Origin of the sequence: Mesorhizobium sp. M1423 (assembly GCF_040317575.1) — a bacterium.
Lineage (GTDB): Bacteria > Pseudomonadota > Alphaproteobacteria > Rhizobiales > Rhizobiaceae > Mesorhizobium.
Window position 1 is genome coordinate 32,051 of the sequence record NZ_JAMYKU010000022.1, and the last position, 25,338, is coordinate 57,388.

21 protein-coding genes are annotated in these 25,338 nt (G+C 62.1%); 16 read left to right on the forward strand and 5 right to left on the reverse strand.

Translation table 11 applies throughout. The annotated features are described in order from the left end of the window. Positions 1-32: 32 nt before the first annotated feature. Positions 33-407 carry a hypothetical protein gene (locus NKG95_RS24475; protein ID WP_353042774.1) on the reverse strand — a complete coding sequence of 125 codons (375 nt, stop codon included), beginning with the start codon at positions 405-407 and terminating at the stop codon, positions 33-35. Between the two features lie 21 nt (positions 408-428). Here NKG95_RS24475 and NKG95_RS24480 point away from each other — a divergent pair, with 21 nt between their 5' ends. The 5 genes from NKG95_RS24480 to NKG95_RS24500 all read left to right on the forward strand — a co-directional run bounded on the left by NKG95_RS24480 (position 429) and on the right by NKG95_RS24500 (position 8,021). Continuing rightward, the gene (locus tag NKG95_RS24480) at positions 429-1,730 is read left to right on the forward strand and encodes an MFS transporter (RefSeq protein WP_352483961.1); all 1,302 of its coding nucleotides are present in this window, start codon (positions 429-431) and stop codon (positions 1,728-1,730) included. Between the two features lie 19 nt (positions 1,731-1,749). Beyond that, positions 1,750-4,200: a nitrite reductase large subunit NirB gene (nirB, locus tag NKG95_RS24485; protein WP_353042775.1), complete on the forward strand. Its 2,451-nt coding sequence runs from the start codon at positions 1,750-1,752 to the stop codon at positions 4,198-4,200. Positions 4,201-4,266: 66 nt separating this feature from the next. After that, positions 4,267-4,596, forward strand: a complete 330-nt coding sequence (gene nirD / locus NKG95_RS24490) for a nitrite reductase small subunit NirD (protein ID WP_353042776.1) — start codon at positions 4,267-4,269, stop codon at positions 4,594-4,596. Between the two features lie 3 nt (positions 4,597-4,599). Continuing rightward, a complete protein-coding gene (locus NKG95_RS24495) occupies positions 4,600-7,431 on the forward strand; it encodes a nitrate reductase (protein WP_353042777.1) in 2,832 nt (943 codons plus the stop codon). 104 nt (positions 7,432-7,535) lie between these two features. Beyond that, positions 7,536-8,021, forward strand: a complete 486-nt coding sequence (locus NKG95_RS24500) for a hypothetical protein (protein WP_023717999.1) — start codon at positions 7,536-7,538, stop codon at positions 8,019-8,021. A gap of 27 nt (positions 8,022-8,048) precedes the next feature. On the opposite strand, the gene NKG95_RS24505 is transcribed toward NKG95_RS24500, so the two are convergent. After that, complete coding sequence (locus tag NKG95_RS24505; RefSeq protein WP_353042778.1) at positions 8,049-9,080, reverse strand: hydroxyacid dehydrogenase; 1,032 nt, start codon at positions 9,078-9,080, stop codon at positions 8,049-8,051. 177 nt (positions 9,081-9,257) lie between these two features. On the opposite strand from NKG95_RS24505, the gene NKG95_RS24510 reads away from it, so the two are divergent. Together NKG95_RS24510 and NKG95_RS24515 are read left to right on the forward strand one after the other, a co-directional pair. Next, complete coding sequence (locus tag NKG95_RS24510) at positions 9,258-10,694, forward strand: aldehyde dehydrogenase family protein (RefSeq protein WP_353042808.1); 1,437 nt, start codon at positions 9,258-9,260, stop codon at positions 10,692-10,694. 46 nt (positions 10,695-10,740) lie between these two features. After that, positions 10,741-11,322: a DUF1349 domain-containing protein gene (locus NKG95_RS24515; RefSeq protein ID WP_353042779.1), complete on the forward strand. Its 582-nt coding sequence runs from the start codon at positions 10,741-10,743 to the stop codon at positions 11,320-11,322. A gap of 40 nt (positions 11,323-11,362) precedes the next feature. On the opposite strand, the gene NKG95_RS24520 is transcribed toward NKG95_RS24515, so the two are convergent. Next, positions 11,363-12,115, reverse strand: a complete 753-nt coding sequence (locus NKG95_RS24520; RefSeq protein WP_352847828.1) for an SDR family NAD(P)-dependent oxidoreductase — start codon at positions 12,113-12,115, stop codon at positions 11,363-11,365. 330 nt (positions 12,116-12,445) lie between these two features. On the opposite strand from NKG95_RS24520, the gene NKG95_RS24525 reads away from it, so the two are divergent. Continuing rightward, the gene (locus tag NKG95_RS24525; RefSeq protein WP_352847830.1) at positions 12,446-13,717 is read left to right on the forward strand and encodes an O-antigen ligase family protein; all 1,272 of its coding nucleotides are present in this window, start codon (positions 12,446-12,448) and stop codon (positions 13,715-13,717) included. A 124-nt stretch (positions 13,718-13,841) separates the two neighbouring features. Here the strand turns inward: NKG95_RS24525 and NKG95_RS24530 are convergent, their stop codons facing one another. Both NKG95_RS24530 and NKG95_RS24535 read right to left on the reverse strand, forming a co-directional pair. Then, entirely contained in the window at positions 13,842-15,065 is a 1,224-nt protein-coding gene (locus tag NKG95_RS24530; protein ID WP_353042780.1) for a polysaccharide biosynthesis/export family protein, read from the reverse strand. 178 nt (positions 15,066-15,243) lie between these two features. Then, positions 15,244-15,921, reverse strand: coding sequence for a sugar transferase (locus NKG95_RS24535; RefSeq protein WP_023717993.1), 678 nt, complete (start codon positions 15,919-15,921; stop codon positions 15,244-15,246). 548 nt (positions 15,922-16,469) lie between these two features. Between NKG95_RS24535 and NKG95_RS24540 the strand changes: the two genes are divergently transcribed. The 8 genes from NKG95_RS24540 (at position 16,470) to NKG95_RS24575 (ending at position 25,226) form a co-directional block, all read left to right on the forward strand. After that, entirely contained in the window at positions 16,470-16,799 is a 330-nt protein-coding gene (locus NKG95_RS24540) for an exopolysaccharide production repressor protein (RefSeq protein WP_352895156.1), read from the forward strand. A 398-nt stretch (positions 16,800-17,197) separates the two neighbouring features. Next, complete coding sequence (locus NKG95_RS24545; RefSeq protein WP_353042781.1) at positions 17,198-18,220, forward strand: glycosyltransferase family 2 protein; 1,023 nt, start codon at positions 17,198-17,200, stop codon at positions 18,218-18,220. A 256-nt stretch (positions 18,221-18,476) separates the two neighbouring features. Then, positions 18,477-18,878 carry a hypothetical protein gene (locus NKG95_RS24550; RefSeq protein ID WP_023717989.1) on the forward strand — a complete coding sequence of 134 codons (402 nt, stop codon included), beginning with the start codon at positions 18,477-18,479 and terminating at the stop codon, positions 18,876-18,878. Between the two features lie 136 nt (positions 18,879-19,014). Beyond that, positions 19,015-19,881, forward strand: a complete 867-nt coding sequence (gene exoK, locus NKG95_RS24555) for an endo-1,3-1,4-beta-glycanase ExoK (RefSeq protein ID WP_352483971.1) — start codon at positions 19,015-19,017, stop codon at positions 19,879-19,881. Between the two features lie 85 nt (positions 19,882-19,966). Beyond that, entirely contained in the window at positions 19,967-21,298 is a 1,332-nt protein-coding gene (locus tag NKG95_RS24560; protein ID WP_352917968.1) for a UDP-glucose dehydrogenase family protein, read from the forward strand. Positions 21,299-21,329: 31 nt separating this feature from the next. Further along, positions 21,330-22,409 carry a glycosyltransferase gene (locus tag NKG95_RS24565; protein WP_353042782.1) on the forward strand — a complete coding sequence of 360 codons (1,080 nt, stop codon included), beginning with the start codon at positions 21,330-21,332 and terminating at the stop codon, positions 22,407-22,409. A gap of 70 nt (positions 22,410-22,479) precedes the next feature. After that, the gene (locus NKG95_RS24570) at positions 22,480-23,766 is read left to right on the forward strand and encodes a glycosyltransferase (RefSeq protein WP_353042783.1); all 1,287 of its coding nucleotides are present in this window, start codon (positions 22,480-22,482) and stop codon (positions 23,764-23,766) included. After that, positions 23,763-25,226, forward strand: a complete 1,464-nt coding sequence (locus NKG95_RS24575) for a lipopolysaccharide biosynthesis protein (RefSeq protein WP_353042784.1) — start codon at positions 23,763-23,765, stop codon at positions 25,224-25,226. Before NKG95_RS24570 ends, NKG95_RS24575 begins: the two co-directional genes overlap by 4 nt. Positions 25,227-25,338 lie beyond the last annotated feature (112 nt).

The window sequence follows — 25,338 nt, forward strand, 5'->3', positions numbered from 1 at the left end:
CCGAGCTTGGTCAAAAGTCGCGCGGCTGCGGTTCACATTGGTTTCATTCGATAATTCAGAGCGCTGTCGAATTGGCACGCTTCCTGCTTTTCAACATGTAGGTCCGCAAGGGCCAAGTGACACGGCGTCCAATGGCGGGCGCCACAGGCAAAGCTGCCGCTCAGGTCCACACCCGCTCCCGGAACTCCGGACGCGAAGACCTGGCCGGCGGCTTTTTTGTTTTTGACGCAATCGACGGCGCTGGTCCCAAGCGGCGCCCAACCGGAGACGACGATGACGAAACGGATCGGAACTGGCGCGTCCCTCGCGGACTTCACGCGCCGCGATTTTCTCGCCGTCAGCGCGCTGCGGGCGATGCCGCGCCGCTGACAGTCGCGAACGAACAGCACAAGGGCGGTGCTTCCCACGCCGCTAACCGGAGCCAGAAAATGACCGCAAATCTCCCAGCCGCGCCCAGCCAGGACAGTGCTCCCCGGCAGGCGCTTGTCATGTCCACCATCGCCTTCACCGTCTGCTTCGCGGTGTGGACGATCTTTTCAATCATCGGCGTGCGCATAAAGCAGGAGCTGGGGCTGAACGAGACGGAGTTCGGCCTGCTCGTCGGCACGCCGATCCTCACCGGCTCGCTCGTGCGTATGGTGCTCGGTGTCTGGACCGACCGTTTTGGCGGACGGCTGGTATACACCGCGACCATGCTTGCGGCGGCGGTCGCGACCTTTCTGCTCGCTTTTGCGCACACCTACGGGCAGATGCTGGTCGCTGCGCTGGGCGTCGGGCTCGCTGGCGGTTCCTTCGCCGTCGGTGTCGCCTATGTCTCGCGCTTCTTCCCGGCCGGCAAGCAGGGCACGGCGCTTGGCATTTTCGGTGTCGGCAATGTCGGCGCCGCGGTCACCAAGTTCCTGGCACCGTTCGTGCTTCTCTCCTGGGGCTGGCAGTCGGTCGCGCTGATCTGGGCGGCAGCACTCGTCGTCATGGCCGCCGTCTTCTGGTTCACGACCGGCGACGATCCGGTCATCCGCGAGCGCCGCGCCGGCAAGGCCGCGCCCTCGAGAAGCTTCTGGCAGGAGTTCGCGCCGCTCAAGAACCTGCAGGTCTGGCGCTTCGCCTTCTATTATTTCTTCGCCTTCGGTGCATTCGTGGCGCTCTCGCTATGGCTGCCCCGCTACCTGATCGGCGTCTACGGCTTCGGGCTTGCGACCGCCGGTATGATCGGCGCGGCCTATTCAATTCCGGCAAGTATTTTCCGCGCCTATGGCGGCGTGCTTTCCGACCGGATCGGCGCCCGCACCGTGCTCTACTGGACCTTCGCTGTCAGTGCCGCCGCGACTCTCGTTCTGTCTCTCCCCTCGGCAGACTACGTCGTGCGCGGTGTCAGCGGGCCGATCGCCTTCCATTTCGAGGTCGGCCCGCTCGCCTTCATAGCCGTTGCCTGTGTGCTCGGCTTCTTCATGAGCCTTGGCAAGGCTGCCGTCTACAAGCACATCCCGGCTTACTATCCGCAGAGTGTCGGCGCGGTCGGCGGCGTTGTCGGCATGATTGGCGGGCTCGGCGGCTTTATCCTGCCAATCGTCTTCGGCGCGCTCAACGACCTCACCGGCGTCTGGTCGAGCTGCTTCATGCTGCTCTTCGTCATCGTCGCCACCTGCTTTGCCTGGATGCATTTTTCCATCCGGCGGATGGAGCGCACGGCGTCTGACGAAGCTTCAGGCCTTTCCTACGCGGCTGAGTGAGACCGGAGTGGATCAGGATATGACCGAGAAACTCGTTATCATTGGCAACGGCATGGCCCCCGGGCGCATGCTGGAGCACCTCCTGGAAAAGGCGCCTGGGTGCTACCAGGTCACCATCTTCAACGCCGAGCCGCGCGTGAACTACGACCGCATCATGCTGTCGCCGGTTCTGTCGGGCGAAAAGGCCTATGAAGAGATCATCATCCATGGCGACGGCTGGTACATCAAGCACGGCATCACCCTCTACAAGGGCCACAAGATCGTCGCCATCGACCGGCAGGCAAAGACCGTCACCTCCGATCATGGCGTGACCGAGCCCTATGACAAACTCGTCATCGCCACCGGCTCGGTGCCGTTTATCATTCCGGTGCCGGGCCATGACCTGCCGGGCGTGCTCACGTATCGCGATCTGGACGACGTCCGGGCCATGATGCTTGCCGCCCAGTCGCGGGCCAAGGCTGTGGTCATTGGCGGCGGCCTGCTCGGGCTCGAGGCAGCAGCGGGCTTGAATGCGCAAGGCATGGACGTCACCGTGCTGCATGTCATGCCGACGCTGATGGAGCGTCAGCTCGATCCGGCCGCCGGATATCTCCTGCAGCGCGCCGTCGAGCAGCGCGGCATCAAGGTCATCACCAAGGCCAACACCCAGGCGATCACCGGCAACGGCAAGGTCGAGCGGGTGGAGCTTGCCGACGGCACTGTCATTCCCGCAACGCTCGTCGTCATGGCCGTGGGCATCAGGCCGAACGCGGTCCTGGCGAAGGAAGCCGGCATTGCCGTCAATCGCGGCATTGTCGTCGACGCCGGCATGCGCAGCAACGATCCCGACATCTATGCAATCGGCGAATGCGCCGAGGTCAACGGCCAGGTCTACGGGCTGGTCGCGCCGCTCTACGAGATGGCGCGCGTCGCCGCCAGCCATCTGGCCGGCAATGAGGCAGCGGCTTTCGTCCACATGGACACGCCGACCAAGCTCAAGGTCACCGGCATCGAACTGTTCTCGCTCGGCGACTTCGCCGAGGGCGATGACCGCCAGGAGATCGTGCTGCGCGATGCGGCGGCCGGCGTCTACAAGCGCCTGGTGCTCAAGGACGACCGCATCATCGGCACAGTGCTCTACGGCGAGACGGCCGACGGCGCCTGGTTCAACGACCTCAAGAAGAAGCAGACCGATATATCCGAGATGCGCGATACGCTCATCTTCGGCCAGTCCTACCAGGGAGGCGCCCCCCTGGACCCTATGGCGGCCGTTGCAGCCTTGCCGGATGATGCGGAAATCTGCGGTTGCAACGGCGTATGCAAGGGAAAGATCACCGGCGCGATCACGGCCAAGGGCCTGACCTCGCTCGACGACGTGCGCGCGCACACCAAGGCGTCTGTCTCCTGCGGCTCGTGCACCGGACTGGTCGAGAAGTTGATGGTGCTGACCATCGGCGACAAATACAACCCCGCGGCGGTCCAGCCGATGTGCAGTTGCACCGCGCTTGGTCATGACGAGGTCCGCCGGCTGATCAAGGCCAAGGGCCTGAAGACCATTCCCGCCGTCATGCAGGAGTTGGAATGGAAGACCTCCTGCGGCTGCGCCAAATGCCGGCCGGCGCTAAACTATTATCTCGTCTGCGACTGGCCCGACGAATACGCCGACGACTACCAGTCGCGCTTCATCAACGAGCGCGTTCACGCCAACATCCAGAAGGACGGCACCTATTCGGTGGTGCCGCGCATGTGGGGCGGCGTCACCAACGCCGCCGAATTGCGCGCCATCGCCGACGTCGTCGACAAGTTCGAGATCCCGATGGTCAAGGTCACCGGCGGCCAGCGCATCGACATGCTCGGCATCCGCAAGGAAGACCTGCCGGCGGTGTGGGCCGATCTCGGCCAGGCTGGCTTCGTCTCCGGCCACGCCTATGCCAAGGGGCTGCGCACCGTAAAGACCTGCGTCGGTTCCGACTGGTGCCGCTTCGGCACGCAGGATTCGACCGGTTTGGGCATCCGTATCGAAAAATTCATGTGGGGCTCGTGGACCCCTGCCAAGGTCAAGATGGCGGTATCGGGCTGTCCGCGAAACTGTGCCGAGGCGACCTGCAAGGATGTCGGCGTGATCTGCGTCGATAGCGGCTACGAGATCCATTTCGCCGGCGCCGCCGGGCTCGACATCAAGGGCACCGAAGTGCTCGGCCTGGTCAAGACCGAGGACGAGTCGCTGGAGCATATCGTGGCGTTGACGCAGATGTATCGCGAGCAGGGCCGCTATCTCGAGCGTATCTACAAATGGGCCAAGCGCGTCGGCATCGCCGAGATCAAGCGCCAGATCATGGACGATGGCGAGAAGCGCAAAGCCTATTTCGACCGCTTCGTCTTTTCGCAGAAATTCGCCCAGGTCGACCCGTGGTCGGAACGTGCTTCCGGCAAGGACAAGCATGAATTCCGGCCAATGGCTTCGGTCGGCTTTGCGCAGGCGGCGGAGTAGGCGCGTGTTCCCGAAAAGTGGAATGCGGTTTCCGGACAAGAACACGCGCAAAAGAGGAATAGCCACATGAATTGGGTATCAATCGGCTCGATATCAGACATTCCGCGTCGCGGCGCGCGCTGCGTCGCCACGCCGGAAGGCAAGATCGCCGTCTTCCGTACGGCCGACGATCAGGTCTTCGCCATCGACGACCATTGCCCGCACAAGGGTGGGCCGCTCAGCCAGGGCATCGTCCATGGCACGGCGGTGACCTGTCCCTTGCACAACTGGGTGATCTCGCTGGAAACCGGCAAGGCGCTCGGCGCCGACGAGGGTGCGGTGCGCACCATTGCGGTGCGGATCGACGGCGAGCGGCTGTTCATTGCGCTGGAAGCGCTGGCCAGCCGCGCGGCGTGAACCATGCAGATTGATGAAGCGCGCGAGGTGAGGACCACCTGCCCCTACTGCGGGGTGGGTTGCGGCGTGCTGGCGAAGGTCGCCGCGGACGGTGAAATAACCGTTCGTGGCGACCCGGACCACCCGGCGAATTTCGGCCGCCTCTGCTCCAAAGGCTCCGCACTGGCCGAGACCATCGATCTCGACGGCAGGCTGCTTCATCCGGAAATCCACGGTCGCCGTACCGACTGGGACCAAGCGCTCAATCTAGTCGCTTCGACCTTCTCGCAAACCATTGCCGAACACGGCCCCGATTCGGTCGCCTTTTATGTTTCCGGCCAGTTGCTGACCGAGGACTACTACGTCGCCAACAAGCTGATGAAGGGGTTTGTCGGCTCGGCCAATATCGACACCAATTCGCGCCTGTGCATGGCCTCGTCGGTCGCCGGCCACCGCCGCGCCTTTGGCTCGGACACGGTTCCGGGAAATTACGAGGATCTGGAACTTGCCGACCTGATCGTGCTCGTCGGCTCCAATCTCGCCTGGTGCCATCCGGTGCTCTATCAGCGCATTGCCGCTGCCCGGGAAAAGCGGCCCGAGATGAAGGTGGTGCTGATCGACCCACGCCGCACCATGACATCGGATATCGCTGACATGCATCTGGCGATCGCGCCCGATGGCGACGTCGCTTTGTTCACAGGGCTGCTCGCCTATCTCGGCCAGCATAACGCGCTGGACCGTACCTATATCACGGCGCACACGACCGGATTCGGGCAAGCGCTTTTCGCTGCCTCGGCGCTCGACCTTGCCGGCATCGCAGCTGCCACGGGTCTCAGTGAGGACGAACTGTCCCGCTTCTACAGCCTGTTTGCCGCGACGGCGAAGACGGTGACCGTCTACAGCCAGGGCGTGAACCAGTCGTCTTCCGGCACCGACAAGGTCAATGCCATCATCAACTGCCATCTCGCCACCGGCCGCATCGGCAAGCCCGGCGCCGGGCCGTTTTCGGTGACCGGCCAGCCCAATGCCATGGGCGGCCGCGAGGTCGGCGGCATGGCCAACATGCTGGCCGCCCACATGGAGATCGAAAACCCCGAGCACCGCAACCGCGTGCAGCGCTTCTGGAACGCGCCAACCGTCGTCGAAAAGCCCGGCCTGAAAGCGGTCGAGATGTTCCAAGCGGTGGCCGATGGACGCATCAAGGCGCTGTGGATCATGGCGACCAATCCTGCCGATTCGATGCCGGATGCCGACGCCGTCGAGGCGGCGATCAAGGCTTGCCCGTTTGTCGTGGTCTCGGACGTGCTGGGCGAGACCGACACGGTCCGCCATGCTCAGGTCCGGCTGCCGGCGGCGGCATGGGGCGAGAAGGACGGCACCGTCACCAATTCGGAGCGCCGCATCTCGCGCCAGCGGGCTTTTTTGGCCACGCCCGGCGAGGCAAGGCCAGATTGGTGGATCATCGCTGAAGTCGCCAGGCGGATGGGGTTTGGCGAGGCTTTTTCGTATGTGTCGCCGGCCGACATCTTCGCCGAGCACGCGGCGTTATCGGGCTTCGAGAATGATGGCGCGCGCGATTTTGATATAGGCGCGTTTGGCGGGATTGATTCAGGGACCTTTGAGAAATTGGCGCCATTCCAATGGCCAGCGCCGAGCCAAGGCACCCCCCTCTGGCCTGCCGGCCATCTTCCCCTCAAGGGGGGAGATTGGATGTCGCCACCGGTTTCGCCAATCGTTACCATTGCTGAAAAGGCGGTGCCGGCAAAACTGCCAATCTCCCCCCCTGAGGGGGAGATTGCCGGCAGGCCAGAGGGGGGTGCGTGGCATCAGCCGGAGGACAAAAGCACCCGCTTCTTTGCCAACGGCAATTTCTACACACCCGACGGCAAGGCACGCTTTATTGCCATCCGCCCAACCGCCCAAACCCGCACCAGCCTGGACTACCCGTTGGTGCTCAACACCGGGCGCGTGCGCGACCACTGGCACACCATGACGCGAACCGGCAAGAGCCCGCGCCTGTCGCAGCACATGGCCGAGCCTTTCGTCGAAATTCACCCGGCTGATGCGCAGCACTACGGCATCGGCGATGCCGATATTGTGCGCGTCTCGACAGCTTATGGCGAGGTCGTGGTCCGCGCGCTGGTGACAGGGCGCCAACGCCAAGGCTCTGTGTTCGTGCCGATGCACTGGACCGATCAGTTTTCCGCGCGCGCGCGCGTCGATGCCCTGGTCGCGCCGACGACTGATGCGATTTCAGGCCAGCCGGCTTCAAAGAACGTTGCCGCCCGAATCGAGCGGTTCGCCGCCACGGCCTTCGGCTTCGCGGTGCTTGCGGAACGGCCCGCATCCATCGACGCCGATTATTGGAGCCTCGCCCGCTGCCCCGCCGGCTGGCGCCTTGAAATTGCGCTGCAGGACAGCCGCGACTGGACCGGGTTTGCCGCCGCGCTGTTCGGCCCGGAAGGCGAGGCGCTCGCCTATCACGACATCGCCGGCGGGCACCATCGCTTCGCCCGTTTCGCGGGCGGTCGGCTGGTCGGCGCGCTCTATCTTGCGCCTACCCCGGTAGCGGTGTCGCGCGGCTGGGCGGCCGAACAACTGGGTGCCGACCATGCCGATCGGCAGGCGCGGCTGGCGATCGTCGCCGGCAGGCCTGGCGGCAAGAGCGTCGACCGCGGCGCCATCGTCTGCGCCTGTTTCGGGGTCGGTGCCAACCAGATCGCGGAAGCGGTGCGCGGCGGCTGCACCAGCGTCGCGGCAATCGGCGCCGCCCTTCACGCCGGCACCAATTGCGGCTCCTGCCGCGCCGAGATCAAGACCATTATCGACGGGCGGCGTCTGCAAGCTGCAGAGTGAATGCGCCGAGGAACTCTGCCGCGCCGCTGCATGATGCTTACTAGCAATTTACAAACCATAGGCTACCACCGTTCTGACTTCGATTCGTTCGGAACGGGAGCCCCATGAGTAAAGCCCTGACCTCATTCGCGCTTGCGGCCGTGCTGACGGCTTTGCTGATGGCGCTCAGCCTGGCGGTGGCCAGGCATGGCTATCCCTATGGCGCGATCGGCGCCAAGCGCTTGAGTGACGTCGCCGATGCAGGGGCATTCATTCCGCTCGCGGCGGTCTACTTCCTCAGCGCACTGCTGATGATGGTTCTGCCGATCAGGCTCGCCGGCATCGTCCTGACGCATGCCGCCGATGCAATCTTCTGGACGGTCATCGTGTTGTTCGCGGTCATCGTTGGATGTCTCGCCGCCAGATTTGCTTTCGGTCAGCACGATGTGCTCTCGGCACTGCTGAACTGGCGGTTCCTGTTTGTCGCAGCCATCGTCGGATGCCATCTCTTCATCAACGAACTGCGGCGCAACATCCTGTTGAGAAGCCTGTTCTTCGTCGTCTTCGCCGCTGCGACACTGGCCTGCCTGTTTTGGTCCTTCACGATCTGAGCATGTGCGACCGTCGGGACAGACGGCTTAATTCTTGTCGACCGGCTTTGAGCGCATTCGCGAAACGGTCTCACGCTCGGCCCGCTTCGAACGCATCGGCGGCAGGCCGCGGTCGACCAGGTCCATGTCTTCCAGCACCATGTCGCCCATCCGCTTGAAAGCGATGTCGAGTGCGCCGGCCCGGTGGGCGGAGCGCAGGAACCCCGGCAATGTGCGGACCGGGTGATCTTGGGCCAGCGGCTCCTCAGGAAAAACATCACTGGCGGCGACGATGTGGCCGCTGCGGACAGCATCCATCAGTGCCGGAAAATCGACCACGCCAGCCCGGCTGAGTAGGATGAAAGCGGATCCCTCGCGCATCCTGGCAAAGGCTTCGGCGCCGAGGAAACCCTGGTTTTCGCTGGTCACCGAAGTGACGACGAAGACGAAATCGCTGCTCGACAGGACTTCATCGAGCGAGGCCGGCTCAACGCCGTTCTCGATCAGGATCGACGGCGGCAGCCACGGGTCGAAGACTTTTGTCCGCGTGCGAAAACCCGTCAAAAGCCGGTTGAGCGCGCGGCCGAGATCGCCGAAGCCGATGATGCCGACATCCGCGCCGGAAAGAAGCCGCGCCGTCCGGTTGCCGTCGCCGCCCCACAATTCCTTGCCTTGACGAAAAGCGAGGTCGGCATCGACGATGTCGCGGGCAAGGTTGAGCGCCATGGCAACGCCGAGCTCGGCCACCGGTTCGGCAAAGACCAGCCCAGTGGTGACGACATGGATGCCGCGCGAAAACAGCGTCTCATATGGCATGTTGTTGATGAGGTTGCTCTCGACATTGAAGATGCAGCGCAGCGCCTTCATTTTTTCCAGTGTCTCTGGCGCGATCGGCGGCTGGCCGACGATGTAGCGCGCCTCGCCAAGGATATCGGCCGGCAGCGCCGCGACACCTTCGGGCGATGTTTCGACGATGCGGTATTTCGACCGAAATTTCGTCAGCGCAGCCGGCGTGAAGATCAGGTCGAGCGTGCGGGGTTGGGGTGCGCTGATCACCAGCGGCAACGCGTTGTCGGACATGATACTTTTCCTCCCGTGCGATCCACGACGCACCATATTGGAATCATCTTTTCCAGCCCGACCCCTATCACATGCCTGTCGAGGAGGAGAAGTTTGCCCGCCTTTCGGCCTTGCGGTGTGGCGGTCGGTGGTCCAGATAGACGGCGATCGAAGGACGACAAGGAAGACAGCGACATGATCCCGTTTCGAAAGAACCTCATCGACGGCGAGTGGGTAGGCGATGCCGGCTCCCGCAACATCAACCCGTCCAATCTCGACGACGTGGTCGGCGAATATGCATCGGGAGGCGCCGAGCACGCCCGGCAGGCCATCGCGGCGGCGAAGGCGGCATTTCCGGCATGGTCCCGATCGGGCCTGCTGGCACGCCACGCGGTGCTGAGGAAGGCGTCGGACGAGATCACCGCGCGGAAAGATGAAATCGGCCGGGCCTTGGCGCGCGAGGAAGGCAAGACGCTGGTCGAGGGCATTGGCGAGACTGTGCGGGCTGCCCAGATATTCGACTTCTTCGCCGGCGAGACGCTACGCCTGTCGGGCGAGCTGGTGCCAAGCGTGCGGCCCGGCGTCGGCGTCGAGATCACCCGCGAAGCGGTCGGCGTCGTCGGCATCATCACGCCGTGGAATTTCCCGATCGCCATTCCGGCCTGGAAAATCGCTCCGGCGCTGGCCTACGGCAACACTATCGTCTTCAAGCCGGCGGAACTCGTTCCGGAGAGCGCCTGGACCATTGTCGACATCCTGCATCGCGCCGGCCTGCCGAAGGGCGTGCTCAACCTGGTCATGGGCAAAGGTTCGGTGGTCGGGCAGGCGATGCTCGACAGCCCTGACCTCAACGCAATCACCTTCACCGGCTCGGTCGGCACCGGCAAGCGCGTCGCCGCCGCAAGCGTCGAGCACATGCGCAAGTTCCAGCTCGAAATGGGCGGCAAGAACCCGCTTGTCGTGCTCGACGATGCGGACCTTGCCGTCGCCGTCGATTGCGCCATCAACGGTGCCTACTTCTCGACCGGCCAGCGCTGCACGGCGTCGTCCCGCCTGGTGGTGACGGACGGCATCCATGACCGCTTCGTCGAGGCGATGAAAGATCGCCTGGGCAAGCTGGTCATCGGCGACGCTCTCGATGCCAAGACCCAGATCGGGCCGGTGGTTGACCAGAGCCAGCTCAAACAGGATGAGGACTATATCGCCATCGGACGTCAGGAAGGTGCCGATCTTGCTTTCGGCGGTGAGCGGCTCGATCGCGAAACCCGCGGCTTCTATTTGCAACCGGCGCTGTTCACCGAAACCACCAACGCCATGCGCATTTCCCGTGAGGAGATTTTCGGACCTGTCGCCAACGTCATCCGCGTCAAGGACTACGACGAGGCGCTGGCGGTGGCCAACGACACGCCGTTCGGGCTGACGTCCGGCATCTGCACCTCGAGCCTCAAGCATGCCACGCATTTCAAGCGCAACTCGGAAGCCGGCATGGTCATGGTCAACCTGCCGACGGCGGGCGTCGACTTCCACGTGCCCTTCGGCGGGCGCAAGGGGTCGAGCTATGGCCCACGCGAGCAGGGCCGCTACGCCGCGGAGTTCTACACCACCGTGAAGACCGCCTATACATTCGCTGGCTGATCACGGCGGCACTCATCCGGGACCAGCCAGGCAGGCGAGCAAATCGATGGCATCTGAAAATACGGACCTGACCTGGCTCAATCCGCCGCCGCACCACGAGTTCGGCGACAATACGGTGCATGTGCGGACCGGCAAGGAGACAGACTTCTGGCGCGAGACGTTCTACGGCTTCTGGCGCGACAATGGCCATTTCCTCTATCGTGAGGTCGAGGGCGATTTCAGCGCCGAAGTCACGGTCAAGGGGCACTATGAGGTGCTTTACGACCAAGCCGGGCTTATGGTCCGCCTGAGCGAGATCCATTGGATCAAGGCCGGCATCGAATACACCGACGGGCTGATGTATTTTTCCGTCGTCGTCACCAACGATGCCTCCGACTGGTCGCTGGCCAATATTCCGGCCGACCCGGACGGCGTCAGGATCCGCTTGACGCGTCATGCCGAGACGATCCGTGTCCAGTATCTGGACGCGTCCGACAAGCATTGGAAGCCGGTGCGGCTTGCCTATTTCCCACCCTCGAAAACGGTTGATGTCGGCATGATGTGCTGCTCGCCGCAGCGCGAGGGCTTCGAGGTCATATTCAGCGATTTTTTGATCGGCCCGCCGATCTCGCGGCAGCTCCACGACTGAGGCGCTGCGATCCGGTCGAGCGGTTGCCGTCCGGCCGGCCTCAGTAGGTCGCCCGGCCGCCGGAGACGTCGAAGACGGCAGCCGTCGTGAACGAGCATTCCTCGGACGCGATCCAGCAAATCAGCGCCGCCACCTCCTCGACCTCGCCGAACCGCGCCATTGGTATTTTGGACAGCATGAAGTCGATGTGCTGCTGGCTCATCTGTTGGAAGATCGCGGTGCGCACGGCCGCCGGCGTGACGCAGTTCACCGTCACCTTGGTCTTGGCCAATTCCTTGCCGAGCGACTTGGTCATGCCGATCACCGCGGCCTTGGAGGTGCTGTAGGCCGAGGCGTTCGGGTTACCTTCCTTGCCGGCAATCGAGGCGATGTTGACGATCCTGCCGTAATTGCGTTCGAGCATATGCGGGACCAGCGCTTTGTTGCAGAAGAAGACGCCGTTGATGTTGATGTCGATGACCCGGCGCCAATCCTCTACGGAATACTCCCAGGTCGTCATGTTCGGTCCGGTGATGGCAGCGCTGGTGACAAGGACATCGACTGCGCCAATCGCTTCTATCGTCTCTCGGGCGGCGGCTTCGACCGCTATGGGGTCGGCGACGTCTAAGGTGACGCTGTGCAGGCCTGGAACAATGGCCTTGGCCTGCTCGATCTGGGCGGCATCGCGATCCCAGACCGAAACACGCCCGCCTTCCTCAGTGATCCTTTGCGCGACGGCAAGGCCGATGCCTGAGGCGCCGCCGGTGACAACAACAGACCGTCCGGCAAATCGTCCCGCGAAACTCATCGGCATGTGGTCTTCCTCCCAATCGGCGGCGAATGTGAAGTCAACGGCGCACAAGTTCAAGCGCGGACTTGCAGCCTCCGAACAGCTTCGTGATGGGCCAGCACCAGGCAATTGAACGGCACTGCCTCCTGGCCAAATCGTCTCGTCCGGCATGGGAGAACTGCAGGAACGACTTCGCCCAGTTTGTCATCCGGGTGACATGCGGCGCCGGATGCGCTATATTGCACTGCACAATGCGAGCGCCTGCAGGCGAGGCTCCCATCGATCCAATGAATCGACCCATGAGCGGCCCATGAAATCGGCATTGAGCTGCAAGGGCGGAAAACCGATACCGAGATGAAGATTCCAAAATCTCTGTTGATCGATCCGGACAAGAACACGGTCTATGGCAGCTTTGCCGTTGCCGTCTCGATCTGGGCGTTCTCCTACTCGACCATTTTCGGCCAGGCCATGATCCTGGCCTATTATGCAGTCTGGCTGCCGCTCATCCTGGTCGACTACCGGAAAATACTAAGGCACGCTTCCAGCGCCTGGCTTCCGCTGGCGTTTGCAGCCTATGTCTGCTTCTCGGTGTTCTGGTCGGCAGCTCCCGGCACCACGGCAAGGACGGCCGTGCAATATTGTTCCCATATCGCATGCGCCTACATTGCCGCGCGCACGGTCAGCGTCCGGACCTTGACCATAGGCGCCCTAATAGGGATTTTCGTCGTCCTGCTCTACTCGCTCAAGGTCGCGAGTTATTCCTACGACGTTCTCGACGGGACATACAATTTCGTCGGCGCTTTCAGCTCCAAGAACCAGATCGGCTTTGTCGCATCGCTTGGCATCTATTTCTGCGTTGTCTACCTGGCCTTTCTCAGGCGCGGCCGCATAGGTTTTTTGTTGATTGTACCAATCGTCCTTCTGTCGGGCTATCTGCTGGTCGTGTCGCATTCGGCCACTTCGATGGCATCGACCCCGGCGGTTCTCGCCCTGGTCGCGCTGCTTTCCATGGGCAAGCTGCTTTCGCTCCGCCATCGCCGGGTTATTTTCGTGATCGGTGCAGGCGGGCTGGTCGCCTGCACCGTGATTGCGCTGAATCTCGGGCTAATGGACTTTGTCCTTGGCCTCTTCGGCAAGGATTCGACGCTCACCGGACGGACCTACCTCTGGCAGCAGGGCTGGAATGCCGCGCAGCAATCGCCCATCCTCGGCGTCGGCTACGCGGCGTATTGGGTGCAGGGCTTCTCCGAGGCCGAGCGGCTGTGGAATGAATTCTACATCGCCGCGCGAAGCGGCTTCCACTTCCACAACACCTACATCGAGACCTTGGTGGAACTCGGCTTCGTCGGTGCGACACTGCTGTCGCTGATCATCCTGCGCACGCTCTGGGGGCACGTCTCGGCGCTGATATTCAGGACATGGCAAGCCGAGTCTGTGATTCTCGCTGGCGTCATGGTGCTTTTGTTCATCCGCTCCTTCGTCGAGGTCGAGACCCTCAATCCCTACATCATGGGATCGTTCCTGCTGTATTACAGCTACTTCAAGCTGGTGAAGGTGCCGTCCGTCGCCCGTTCCCGGCGGAGCGCCGTGAACCATCTCGAGGAACCGGACGCCGTGCGAGGCTAAAGCGGGCCGATCCGGGCTGTTCGTCGCCCAAAGGCCGCCTTGTTTTCTGATCCATAAACTACGAAGCCCAAAACCCCGCAGGCCGCCGCCTGCGAGGTGGGTGCTTCGCTCCGGTGGAAAGAAGCTACTGGATGGCCAGGGGCGCCGGTTTGACCTTGATCACGTCCCCGGGCAGTACCGGCGTGTCTTCGTCGGCGGTGATTTCGCTGGTCTTGCCGTCGACCACCCGCACTAGGGAAAACGACATGGCGGCTGGTTCGTTGTTGCCATAGAATTGCGGCATGGGGTTGCCCGACAGGGCTTCGGTCATCAAGCCTTTTTCCATATTCAGCTTCAGCGTCGCTTCGTTGAGGTCGGCTTCCGTCTGTTGCCGGTCGGTCGCGAGGGTGGAGTTCTGGGTGTTCTCCAGATCGATAGCGTCCTGAGTGGCCTTGCTGATCGACTGTTTGGCCGTGAGAATCGCCGTTTCGTAATCCAGTATCTGGCCTTCGAGGTCGGCGATGGTTTGCTGGGAATTCAAAACCCGGGTGTTGACGACCAGGCCTTTTTGCGCCAGCGAGCCGATACCGTTGAGCTGCTCCTTCGCCAGATCGACCTGCTTCTGCTGGTTGACGATCTTTTTCTGCAGCGAATCGATCTCGCTCTGCAGCAGCGCCTTCAAGTCGTCGAGCGCCTGCAAGCGTAGGTTGAGTTTCTTCTGGTCGGCCGCCAGGATCGCCGTCTCATCGGCAACGATGCTGGGCAGCTTCGGATCGTCGGCCACTTCTTTCGGCACTTCGAATGACGGTTTGTTCGCCAGTTCCGCTTCGATGCGGGCGCGCTTGACGATCAGCCTGACCTGTTGGTCTTGAAGTACGTCGAAATTGCCCTTGGCATTGATCAGGTCGCGGTCGTAGCGCTGCCCGCTCTCCGCGTTCCGCCGCGTTCCGCCGGCAATGCTCATCGCTTTCAGCACCGTCAGCCCAGGCACGCAAGGATACTGTCCGGGCGATTGCACCTCGCCAGAAATATAGAACGGCCGGTACTGCGCCATTTCGACGGAAGCCTCGGGCTTGTCAGCCAGGGCGAGCTTACGCTGTAGCGCCTCGCCGAGCGATGCCGCGATCTCCGAGGTCGTCTTGCCGGATGCGGGCATCTCGCCGACGAACGGCACCGACAAGGTTCCTGCCGGCCCGACCGTGTATTCTCCATTGATGGCCGACCAGTCACGGAACGTGCCTTCGACGGTCTGCCATTCCGCCACGCGGATGGTTAGCTTGTCTTGTGCTCCAAGCCGATAGTCGTCGGCGAAGGCAAACTGCGGCAGGGCCAGCGACAGGCCGGTCGCCAGCGTGAGGCAAGTCGTCAAAAGTCGTACTCGCCGCATGCGTCTGGAGAGAATGCCGGTGTAAAAAAAGTCGAATATATCTGCTTTCAACTGAGCGTTTCCGATCTGGTTTGCCCGCCCGATGCCTGAGTCCCGATGCCTGAGTTCCGGGCTCGAATTCTGGACAGTCGCTCCTCGATGCACGGCCAGCAAGCGGCCGTCAGTAGCAGCCTCGCGACATCCAGACCGCAGGTACGGTCTTGATGATGATGCGAATGTCTTCGAACATCGACCAGTTCTCGACATAGTGGCGATCGAACGCGACGCGGCTGTCGTAGGAAACATCGTTGCGTCCGCTAACCTGCCAGAGCCCGGTTAGGCCGGGGCGCGATTTCAGGTAATAGACGGCCGAATTGCCATAGATCTCCAGCTCATCGCGTACCACGGGACGAGGCCCGACCAGGCTCATATCCCCCTGCAGGATATTGATGATCTGCGGCAATTCGTCGAGGCTGAGCTTCCTCAGCACCGCTCCGACGCGCGTGATACGCGGGTCGTTCTTCAACTTGCGGGTCGCTATCCATTCGGCGTTGGCCTCCGGATTCGCGGCGAGATAGGCAGCAAGCACCCGCTCGCCGTCTGGAACCATGGTGCGGAACTTGAGGCACGGAAAAATCCGCCCTCCGCGGCCGATCCGGCTATGACCATAGAAAATCGGCCCGCCATCGGAAAACCTGACAAGCAGCGCTATCATCACGAACAGCGGGCTGAGAGCGACCAGGCCGATCAGCGAACCGGCAATATCGAAGCTGCGTTTGAGCAGGCCGCCGATCGGCGGCGGAAAATCGACGCCGGCCTGCGAAAAATCCGCGTCGGCCGGCTTGGCTACGTCCCTCATGCGTAAACTCCATACGTTGAACGGATGGTTTAGCACACGATACCAAAAAAATGTTGCAGCGCAACACACAATTTCCCAGCCGGTTGTAATAGTCGCGTCATGAACTGACTAAATAATGAACTCGTCCTGCACAAAATTTTGCCTTTATGTCGCAAAGGCGACAGATTATGGGCAATTTTGGAAAATCTAGTCCAATTTTGGGGCTGATTTTAGGCGAATCGCTCTTTATACCCGGTTGCGGAGCTTTGCCGTCATTTAGAAGTTCAAAATATCGACTGATGTTATGATAAGATACTGGTCAATATTATAAATCTTACTGGAGCGAGTCGATATCCGTCAATCAGTGGTGATGCCGACGTGTGCATTGCACCATGGCAGAGTCGATCCTGAGGATTCGCTTAAAATTATTCCGTAGCTGCCCTTGCCGCCTATTGCTCGCCTCAATAGAGTTGCAAATTGTTTCTGTCGGAGTATGGACAGATTGGGCAAGGCCGGAAGCAACCGGCCAGAAGCGGGCAACCTAAATAAGCTCGCAGAGTTTAAGGGAGGTGCTCGGGGTGGGCTTGTCGACATTTTTTCCCGAGCCGGTTGATGGGCTATCGGGTATGTCACTGCCAAAGTTCATTATCGGAATGTGTTTTGCGCTGGCGATCGTGGTCGTCTGGTCCTATTTGGGCGGCGCCTCGCTCGGCACGACGCTTTTTCGCGTCATCGGCTGCGCCATAGTCATCCAACTCGGTTATTTTCTGCTGGTCTTTGCCATGGTCGCAAGAAATGCCCCGACCTCGGCCGACAAAATTCGCGACGCAGAACGAAAGCTGAGTTCGAACGAAGCGGCCGAAGGCGAGAAATTAAGCGCCAGGAGAGGCCTTCACTGATTTCGGGCGTTGGCCTCCAGCAACACGCCGCAAGTCGGCATCCCGTTTCTTCAATTCCTCGATGCTCCCGGCCGCCACCAAGCGGCCGCTCTCCATCGCCACGACCTACTCGGCAGTGACTGGTTGGCCAACTGAGCGCGCCAGTGGCTTGATCCGGGGCGTGCAGGAGCGGCTCTGCCAAGCGGCGCCTTTCGGGAGCTATCCCGATTGCGGCTCGCCGCCTGCCCAGCCGCGTCATGACACCCAGCCAAATGAAAAACTGGACGGCGCCGATGATTTTGGCGATGCTTGCTTCGCACTTGCAGCATAGGCATTTGGGCCGATGCATGTCAGACGGGCGGTGAGGCATTGAGCGGGGAGGGCGAGGAAATCCGCAACGATTTCTGCAATCGAGAGGCATGTCCATGACATCATCCCAAGTCTGCGTGATCATCGCTGCCCGTAACGCGGCGCGGACAATCCCGGCTGCCATTGCATCGGCATTGCGCGAGCCGGAGGTTGCGGAAGTCGTCGTCGTCGACGACGCGTCCACCGACGATACCGCGAAAGTCGCCCATGCAGCCGACGACGGCACGGGCCGCCTTTCCGTCATCCGCTTCGACGTCAATCGCGGCCCCTCCTTTGCCCGCAACGCCGCGATAGCCGGTTCCAGGTCGCCGTTCATCAGCATCCTGGACGCTGATGATTTCTTTTTCGAAGGCAGGTTTCACAGACTGTTCGCCAGCACCGATTGGGATTTCGCGGCAGACAACATCATGCTTGTCAGGGATGACGCGGCAACCGACGTCTCGAAAATCGTCGCTCCACCGTTTTCGCCCGAGCCGGAATTCCTCGATTTCGAGGGTTTCATCGACGCCAACATCTCCAGGCGCCGTGTGCAACGAGGGGAACTGGGCTTCCTCAAACCCGTGATCAGCCGCGCCTTCCTCGATCGGCATGGGCTGCGCTACGACGAGAAGCTGCGCCTTGGCGAAGACTATGAACTCTATGCGCGCGCGGTTGCGCATGGCGCGCGCTTCAAGGTCATCAAATCCTGTGGCTACGGCGCGATCGTGCGCGCCGATTCGCTGAGCGGACGGCACAACACCCAGGATCTGAAGCATCTGGCCGATGCCGACCTGGCACTGCTTGCGATCGACAGTTTGCCGGAGGCATCGAAGGCTGCGCTGAGAAGGCACGAGCGGCACATTCGCGACAAATACCGGTTGCGGAAGTTCTTAGACGTGAAGACTGAGCGCGGGCTGGCGCCGGCTGTGGCCTATGCCTTGGCCGGCTCGTCCAACCTCACGGCCGTCGTCCGCGGCGTTGCCTCCGACAAGCTGGATGCGCTGTTTCGCCGCGCTGGCTTCGCCGCGAAGCGTCAGCATGCGCCGCCGCTGCGCTTCCTCATGGCCGGAACCAGCACAGCCGGCGAAAGCTAGGCTCGTCAACGTGGCGATCGCCTTACCTCGGTCGGCTCGCACCATTTCGACGCGATTTATGAGTTTACGATCTAGGTGGTTGCCTATGCGCGCGGGGAATGGCAATCTATGTTGCGGTGCAGCAATTTTGGACGGCCAACCGAACTGGCCCGAGACATCCCCTGTCAGAGGAGCTGGACGATGCGAGAAATGTCTTTTGAACGTGGACGGGCGCCAAGGCCGGTCATCGTCTCGACGATGATGGGGCGCTGACTGCATGGCCTCGATCTTTCGCTTCCGATCGAGAGATCCGGCGCGCGACACGCAGACCGACACCGCGCGACTCGATCGCTTGGCGAAGCTGCTGGACCAGATCGCGGCCGAGGTCGAGGCGGAGAAGAACGGACTTGAGAACCGCTACAGGACAACGGCCACCAATGCCGCCTTCCTGGTCGAGGCCATGGAAAACGGGGCGGTCTCCTCCCGCAGGTCTTCCGAAGTTGGCGAACTGACTAGGTCGATCCTGAATTGCGAGCGGCGCATCGCTGCGCTCTCGCGCCAGAAGCAGATGATGAAGGATCTCCGTCATTCGCTGGATGAAATCTTCGAGGAGGATCGGCAGAACGGCCCAGACATAAGGACCGATTTTGTGAAACCCGCCGGTCCCGGCACAGGTTGAGCGAATATCCCGGAGTCGGCGCAATGGTTTTGGGCACGCTACACGGAGCCTAGGAGCGACAGAGGTCAAGATTAGCTTGTTTCGTCACGGTTCGAACGATCGCTTTGGGGGCGCACAGCACAAAGGTGAGTTTGATATGAACGCAGATCCTAAAAGCACGTCCACCCCGGCAACCGGCGGCACCCCGTTCACGCGCCCGATCCCAGGCAAGCTGCGGCGGCTCCGTTCAGACGGCGCGTTTCTGCTGATCGTTCTCGGCAGCCTGGTTGCGGGCCTGGTGCCCGTCCGCGCCCAGGATCTCCCAACCGCGCCGTCCTTTGTCGATGATTTCACCAGCCTCAGTCGCGCGCGCTGGTACATTTCCGACGGCTGGACGAACGGCAAGCATCAGAACTGCACCTGGTCCAAAAGCCTGATCGGCCTTTCCGACGGCATGCTGACGCTCGGTTTCGAGAAGCGCAAGCTGAAGGATCGCGAATTCGCCTGCGCCGAGATCCAGACCAAGCAGCGCTTCGGCTACGGCACCTACGAGGCGCGGATGAAGACCGACACGGGCTCCGGCGTCAACGCGGCATTCTTCAGCTTCGTCGGCGATGCCGACAAGCAGCCGCATGATGAAATCGACTTCGAGGTGCTGACCAAGGACACGTCCAAGGTCCAGGTCAACGCCTACATAGCCGGCAAGGGCAAGAACGAGAAGCTGGTCGACGTCGCCGGGGGCACCGACAAGGCCTTCAACGACTACGCCTTCGTCTGGGAAAAGGACCGGCTGCGCTGGTACGTCAACGGCAAGCTTGTCCACGAGATCACCGATCCGGCGAAGCTGCCCACCCATTCGCAAAGAATCTATTTCAGCCTGTGGGGCAGCGATACGATGAAGGGCTGGATGGGGCCGTTCTCGGATCCGGGCCGCAAGCTCGCCATGCAAGTGGACCGCGTTGCATTCACCGCACTCGGCCAGCCCTGCCAATTCCCGGAATCGCTGGCATGCAAAACGAACTAGAAGCGCATCTGAACCCGCCGGGCCGAAGGTGGTCCGAGCCCGAAGCTCGAACAGGCCCCGAAGCCTTGAACAGGGATGAAACCGAATGAATTTGACTGTCTTTGGAATCGGCTATGTCGGTCTTGTACAGGCGGCGGTGCTTGCCGAAGTCGGCCATCAGGTGGTCTGCGTCGACATCGATGCAAAAAAGGTCGAGCGGCTCAACCAGGGTCATGTCCCGATCTTCGAGCCTGGGCTCGAAAACATGGTCAAGGAGAACCATGCCGCCGGCCGCATCAAGTTCACCACCGACGCCGCCGCGGCGATCAAGCATGGCCAGATCCAGATGATCGCGGTCGGCACGCCTCCGGGCGAGGATGGTTCGGCAGACCTGAAATATGTGCTGGCCGTCGCCGAGGCCATCGGTCGTGAGATGGACGCGCCCAAGATCGTCGTCGGCAAGTCGACCGTGCCGGTCGGCACCTGCGAAAGGATAAAGGCCAGGATCGCCGAGACGCTGAAGGCGCGCGGGCGCGAGGATCTGGCTTTCGACGTCGCCTCCAATCCGGAATTCCTCAAGGAAGGGTCCGCCGTGAGCGACTGCATGAAGCCCGACCGCATCATCGTCGGCACCAGCAACGAGGACACCGAGGCGGTGATGCGCGAGCTCTATGCGCCATTCAACCGCAACCACGAAAAGATGATCGTGATGGACGTGCGCAGTGCCGAATTCACCAAATACGCGGCCAATTGCATGCTGGCGACCAAGATCAGCTTCATGAACGAAATGGCCAACCTGGCCGAGCAACTGGGCGCCGACATCGAGGAGGTCCGCAAGGGCATCGGCAGCGACCCGCGGATCGGCTACCACTTCATCTATCCGGGCCTCGGCTATGGCGGCTCGTGCTTCCCGAAGGATGTGCGCGCCCTGATCAAGACCGCCGAAGCCATCAAGTTCGACGCCAAGCTGCTGCGTGCCGTCGAGGAGCGCAACAACCAGCAGAAGTCGGTCCTGTTCGAGAAGGTGGACCGCTATTTCAAGGGCAATCTCAAGGGCAAGACCTTTGCGCTGTGGGGCCTGGCCTTCAAGCCCAATACCGACGACATGCGCGAAGCCCCGGCCCGCACGCTGATGGAGGCGCTCTGGGCCGCCGGTGCCAATGTGCAAGCCTACGATCCCGAGGCGATGCAGGAATGCCAGGCGATCTACGGGTTGCGCGACGACCTGCAGCTGTGCGGCACCAAAGAGGCCGCTGTGCGAGGTGCCGACGCGCTCTTGATCGTGACCGAGTGGAAGAGCTTCAGTGCGCCGTCCTTCGATGCTTTGAAGGACGCGCTGACCACGCCCGTCATCTTCGACGGACGCAACCTCTACGACCCCAAGGTCATCGCCCGCCACGGCATCGAATACCACAGCATCGGCAGAATGGCGGCGTGACGATAGGGCGGTCCAGCAAGGAGCCAGGTCCATGAAAGTTCTGTTTGCAGGCGGCAACGGCTACACGCCGCAGTTCAGCGGTGGCGTTCAGTCGAGCACGCACCATCTGGTCGAGCAGCTGCGCGAGCACGGTCATGACGCCTCGGTCCTGGCGGCACTGTTCGGTGATGGCATGTTCGGCTTCAAGGCGCGCGCCAAGATGAAGCTGCTTCGCCAGCGTGCGGTCATCGACAGCTATCCCGGCTATCCGGTCGTGCGGGCATGGTTTCCCTGGGAGGCGGCGCGCTTCGCGGTCGAACGGCTCGATCCCGATGTCGCCGTCGTGCAGTGCCACAAATCGGTGCCGATCGGAAAGGCGCTGCAGGCGCTCGGCGTGCCGCTGGTGGTCTATCTGCGGAACGTCGAATTCCACGAGCTGGCCGGCGACCTGCGCGAATTGCATTCGGCGCTTTATATCGCCAACTCCGAATTCACCGCGCGCACCTATAAGGAAAGGTTCGGCATCGACTCGACCGTGATTCCGCCGACCATCAATCCCGGGCTCTACAGCACCCCGAAGACCGGCGAATTCGTCACGCTGATCAACCCTTACAATGAAAAAGGGTTCGAACTCGCCGTGCGCATCGCCGGCCAATGCCCCGAAATCCCGTTTCTGTTCGTCGAAAGCTGGAAGCTCGACGACGACCACCGGGCGCAGATCGAACGGACCATCGCGCCGCTGCGCAACGTCAGGCTGGAAAGCCGTACCAGCGACATGAAGACGGTCTATGGCCGCACCAAGATCCTGCTGGCGCCCAGCAAATGGGAAGAGGCCTGGGGGCGCGTGGCATCCGAGGCCCATTGCAGCGGCATTCCGGTCGTCGGGTCCCGCCGCGGCGGCCTGCCGGAAGCGATCGGCGCCGGCGGCGTTGTACTTGACTATGACGCACCGCTCGACGACTGGGTCGCCGCGGTCAGGCGGCTATGGAGCGACAAGGCCGAGTACGACAGGCTGTCGGCGGCGGCGCGGCTGTTTTCGGAGCGGCCGCAAATGAATCCAGACATTCAGTTCGCGACCTTCCTCGGCGTTCTCGACAACGCCAGGCAAGGCGCGCTGGAGCATGCCGCCTGATGCATTTCGTCCAAAACCATACACGTTGCCCAAAAGCCGGCTCTCGCGCCTGACCGGGGTGGGAGCTGCTTTGAGACAACGGCACGCACAACACCAGACGCTTGGGGCGCCTCGCACGGCGGCGACGGGCTTCAGCCCTCATCCGCGCGAGCAGATCGCCGACCGGCCTCGAAAGATCGTCCATTCGATGAAGATTTGCTTCGTAGTTGATAAGTTCCCCTCTTTGTCGGAGACCTTCGTCCTCGACCAGATAGAAGGGTGCCTCGAGCGCGGCATGCAAGTCGGCGTCGTCTGCAACGAGACGTCGTTCGGCAAGGACAGCAACATCGACGATCGCCGCTGGCAGGCGCTGCCTGGCAAGGTCGTCTGCTGGTGGGGCAGACTGGGGCGCTTTCGCCCGACGCTCAGGAGATGGTCGGGCAGGTTCTGGGATAAGCTCTCGACCGTTATCGACATCGCCTTTGCGCGCAAATTGCAGAACGCCGATGTGATCGTCGCGCATTTCGGCAATAACGGCATGCGCGTTGCCCGCGCCATGAAACGAGGCCGGATTTCCGCTCCTTTGGTAACCATATTCCACGGCCGCGATGTCGGCGAACCGCTGCATGACGACACGCTCGCGCGCTACAAGGTTGTTTTCGAAAAGGGCGTTCTCCAGCTGCCGGTGAACGCGTTTTTCCGCGACGCCCTGATCGGCGTCGGCGCGCCTGCCGCGCAAGTCATGGTTCACCATATGGGCGTGCGGCCGGGCGAGATCAGCTATCATTGGCGTTCCTGGGACCGGGACACGCTGTCCTTCATCTCGGTCTGCCGGCTGACCGAAAAGAAGGGCATCGAATTCGCCCTGCGCGCCCTCGCCGGCCTTCCGCGGCGCGACTGGGTCTATACGGTGATTGGCGGCGGCGAATTGCTGGAAGAGTTGAAGAAGCTCGCCGCAAATCTCGGCGTTGCCGACATGGTGACTTTCCTCGGGCCGCGCCCGCACGCCGAGGTCAAGCAGCGCCTGCGCGACGCCCACGTATTCCTGCTGCCCAGCGTTGCTGCACAGGACGGCGATCTCGAGGGTATTCCGGTGGCGCTGATGGAAGCTATGGCCGCCGGGCTGATTGTTGTCAGCACCTATCACTCGGGCATCCCCGAGTTGATCGAGGATCAGGAGACAGGCTTCCTCGCACCGGAGCGAGACGTTGCGGCGTTGGCCCGCAAGCTTGTCTGGGTGGCCGAGAACCCGGACAAATGCGAGCGCATCGCACGTGCGGCGCGCCGCAAGATCGAGCAGGATTTCAACGCGGACCTGCTCAACGAACGTTTTGCGCAGATCGTTGCTCAACTGGCCGAAGCCAGGCGCCCGGCATGAACGCCAACCCGCCCCCCCAGTTCGGTCGCGTCGCTCTGCGCGGCGGCGTGGTGACGATCGGCGCGCAAGGCTTCAAGATGGCGATCCAGTTTCTCTCGGTCATCGTGCTTGCGCGTCTGCTGGTCCCCGAGGATTTTGGTCTCGTGGCTTCCGTCGGGCCGATCGTGGCCTTTGTCGGATTGCTTCAAAACCTAGGCCTGCAGCAGGCTGTGGTTCAGCGCAAGGACATCAGCACCGAACAGCTCAACCAGGTATTCTGGATCAGTGCGCTGGTTGGGCTGGGCAGTGCCGTGGTGGTGGCATGCCTGGCGCCCGCCATCGCCGCCTTCTACGGCGATCAACGCATGGTCGGGATCACCATCGGCTCTGCCTTGCCGCTGCTTCTTGGCAGCCTCGCCGCGGTGCCGCTGGCGCTGATGAACCGTCATTTGCGCTTTGGCCAGCTCGCGCTGAACGATGTGATAACCGCCGCTGCCGGACTTGCGACTACCGCAATCGCCGCCTATGCGGGACTGGGCTACTGGTCGCTGGTCATCGGCCCGGCGGTTTCGGCTGTTGTCGCGCTGGCCGCGGCATGGCAGGTGGCGCGCTGGACGCCGTCGCGGCCGGACCTGAAGGTCGATACCGACATATTGTCCTTCGGCGCCAATCTGACCGGCTTCAATCTGGCCAACTTCTTCTCGCGCAATCTCGACAACATCCTGATCGGAAAATATTCGGGCGCGATCGAACTCGGCTACTATGACCGCGCCTATAAGCTCCTGCTGTTTCCGCTGCAGAACATCAACCAGCCGCTGACACGCGTGATGGTGCCGCTGCTGAGCCGCATCCATGAGGACAAGGCGCGGTTTCGCGACATCTATGTGCGGACCAATTGGATGCTGGCGGCCATCACCATGCCTGGCATCGCGGCGCTGACGCTGACGTCGGACCAGGTCGTCGGGCTTCTCTTCGGCGAGCGCTGGACAGCGGTGGCGCCGATCTTCGCCTGGCTGGGCATCGCCAGCCTGATCCAGTCCGTCTCGAGCACCACCGGATGGATCTTCATCTGCCAGGGCAAGACCAAGACCATGTTCCACTGGGGCATCTACTCGTCGCTGACGACGGTCGCCGCCTTCATCATCGGCCTGCACTGGGGCGCCGTCGGTGTCGCGGCGGCCTACGCGATCAGCGGCTATGTGCTGCGCGTCCCGGTGCTTGCCGTTCTTGTCCACCGGGTCGGCCCGGTGACCGCAGCCGACTTCCTGGTCATGCAGGGGCTTTTCATCGCGTCATCGCTGCTTGCCTGGTCCGTGTACCGGGAATTGCCGGCATCGCTGACCAGCCAGTCAGACCTGCTCGCGGTGGTCCTGGCGGTTGCCCTCAATTATTCGATCGGACTGGTCCTCATGCTTGCCCTTCGCCAGTCGCGCAGCGCCCTGTTCACCACGCTTTCCAGCGCCATGCGCAACGCCCGCTAGGCCGGCAATCACCGGCCTCAAAAGCTCACCTGCCGACATCGCCGACGCATGCTCCTCAAGCACTGCCTGAAGGCTCGTCCTGCGATAGAGGTCGAGATTGGCGGTAAGTCTG

Bases quoted from the DNA above. Each gene is read 5' to 3' on its own strand.
- NKG95_RS24480 (WP_352483961.1), top strand. From the start codon at position 429: ATGACCGCAAATCTCCCAGCCGCGCCCAGCCAGGACAGTGCTCCCCGG.
- nirB (WP_353042775.1), top strand. From the start codon at position 1,750: ATGACCGAGAAACTCGTTATCATTGGCAACGGCATGGCCCCCGGGCGC.
- nirD (WP_353042776.1), top strand. From the start codon at position 4,267: ATGAATTGGGTATCAATCGGCTCGATATCAGACATTCCGCGTCGCGGC.
- NKG95_RS24495 (WP_353042777.1), top strand. From the start codon at position 4,600: ATGCAGATTGATGAAGCGCGCGAGGTGAGGACCACCTGCCCCTACTGC.
- NKG95_RS24500 (WP_023717999.1), top strand. From the start codon at position 7,536: ATGAGTAAAGCCCTGACCTCATTCGCGCTTGCGGCCGTGCTGACGGCT.
- NKG95_RS24505 (WP_353042778.1), bottom strand. From the start codon at position 9,080: ATGTCCGACAACGCGTTGCCGCTGGTGATCAGCGCACCCCAACCCCGC.
- NKG95_RS24515 (WP_353042779.1), top strand. From the start codon at position 10,741: ATGGCATCTGAAAATACGGACCTGACCTGGCTCAATCCGCCGCCGCAC.
- NKG95_RS24520 (WP_352847828.1), bottom strand. From the start codon at position 12,115: ATGCCGATGAGTTTCGCGGGACGATTTGCCGGACGGTCTGTTGTTGTC.
- NKG95_RS24525 (WP_352847830.1), top strand. From the start codon at position 12,446: ATGAAGATTCCAAAATCTCTGTTGATCGATCCGGACAAGAACACGGTC.
- NKG95_RS24535 (WP_023717993.1), bottom strand. From the start codon at position 15,921: ATGAGGGACGTAGCCAAGCCGGCCGACGCGGATTTTTCGCAGGCCGGC.
- NKG95_RS24545 (WP_353042781.1), top strand. From the start codon at position 17,198: ATGTCCATGACATCATCCCAAGTCTGCGTGATCATCGCTGCCCGTAAC.
- NKG95_RS24550 (WP_023717989.1), top strand. From the start codon at position 18,477: ATGGCCTCGATCTTTCGCTTCCGATCGAGAGATCCGGCGCGCGACACG.
- exoK (WP_352483971.1), top strand. From the start codon at position 19,015: ATGAACGCAGATCCTAAAAGCACGTCCACCCCGGCAACCGGCGGCACC.
- NKG95_RS24560 (WP_352917968.1), top strand. From the start codon at position 19,967: ATGAATTTGACTGTCTTTGGAATCGGCTATGTCGGTCTTGTACAGGCG.
- NKG95_RS24565 (WP_353042782.1), top strand. From the start codon at position 21,330: ATGAAAGTTCTGTTTGCAGGCGGCAACGGCTACACGCCGCAGTTCAGC.
- NKG95_RS24575 (WP_353042784.1), top strand. From the start codon at position 23,763: ATGAACGCCAACCCGCCCCCCCAGTTCGGTCGCGTCGCTCTGCGCGGC.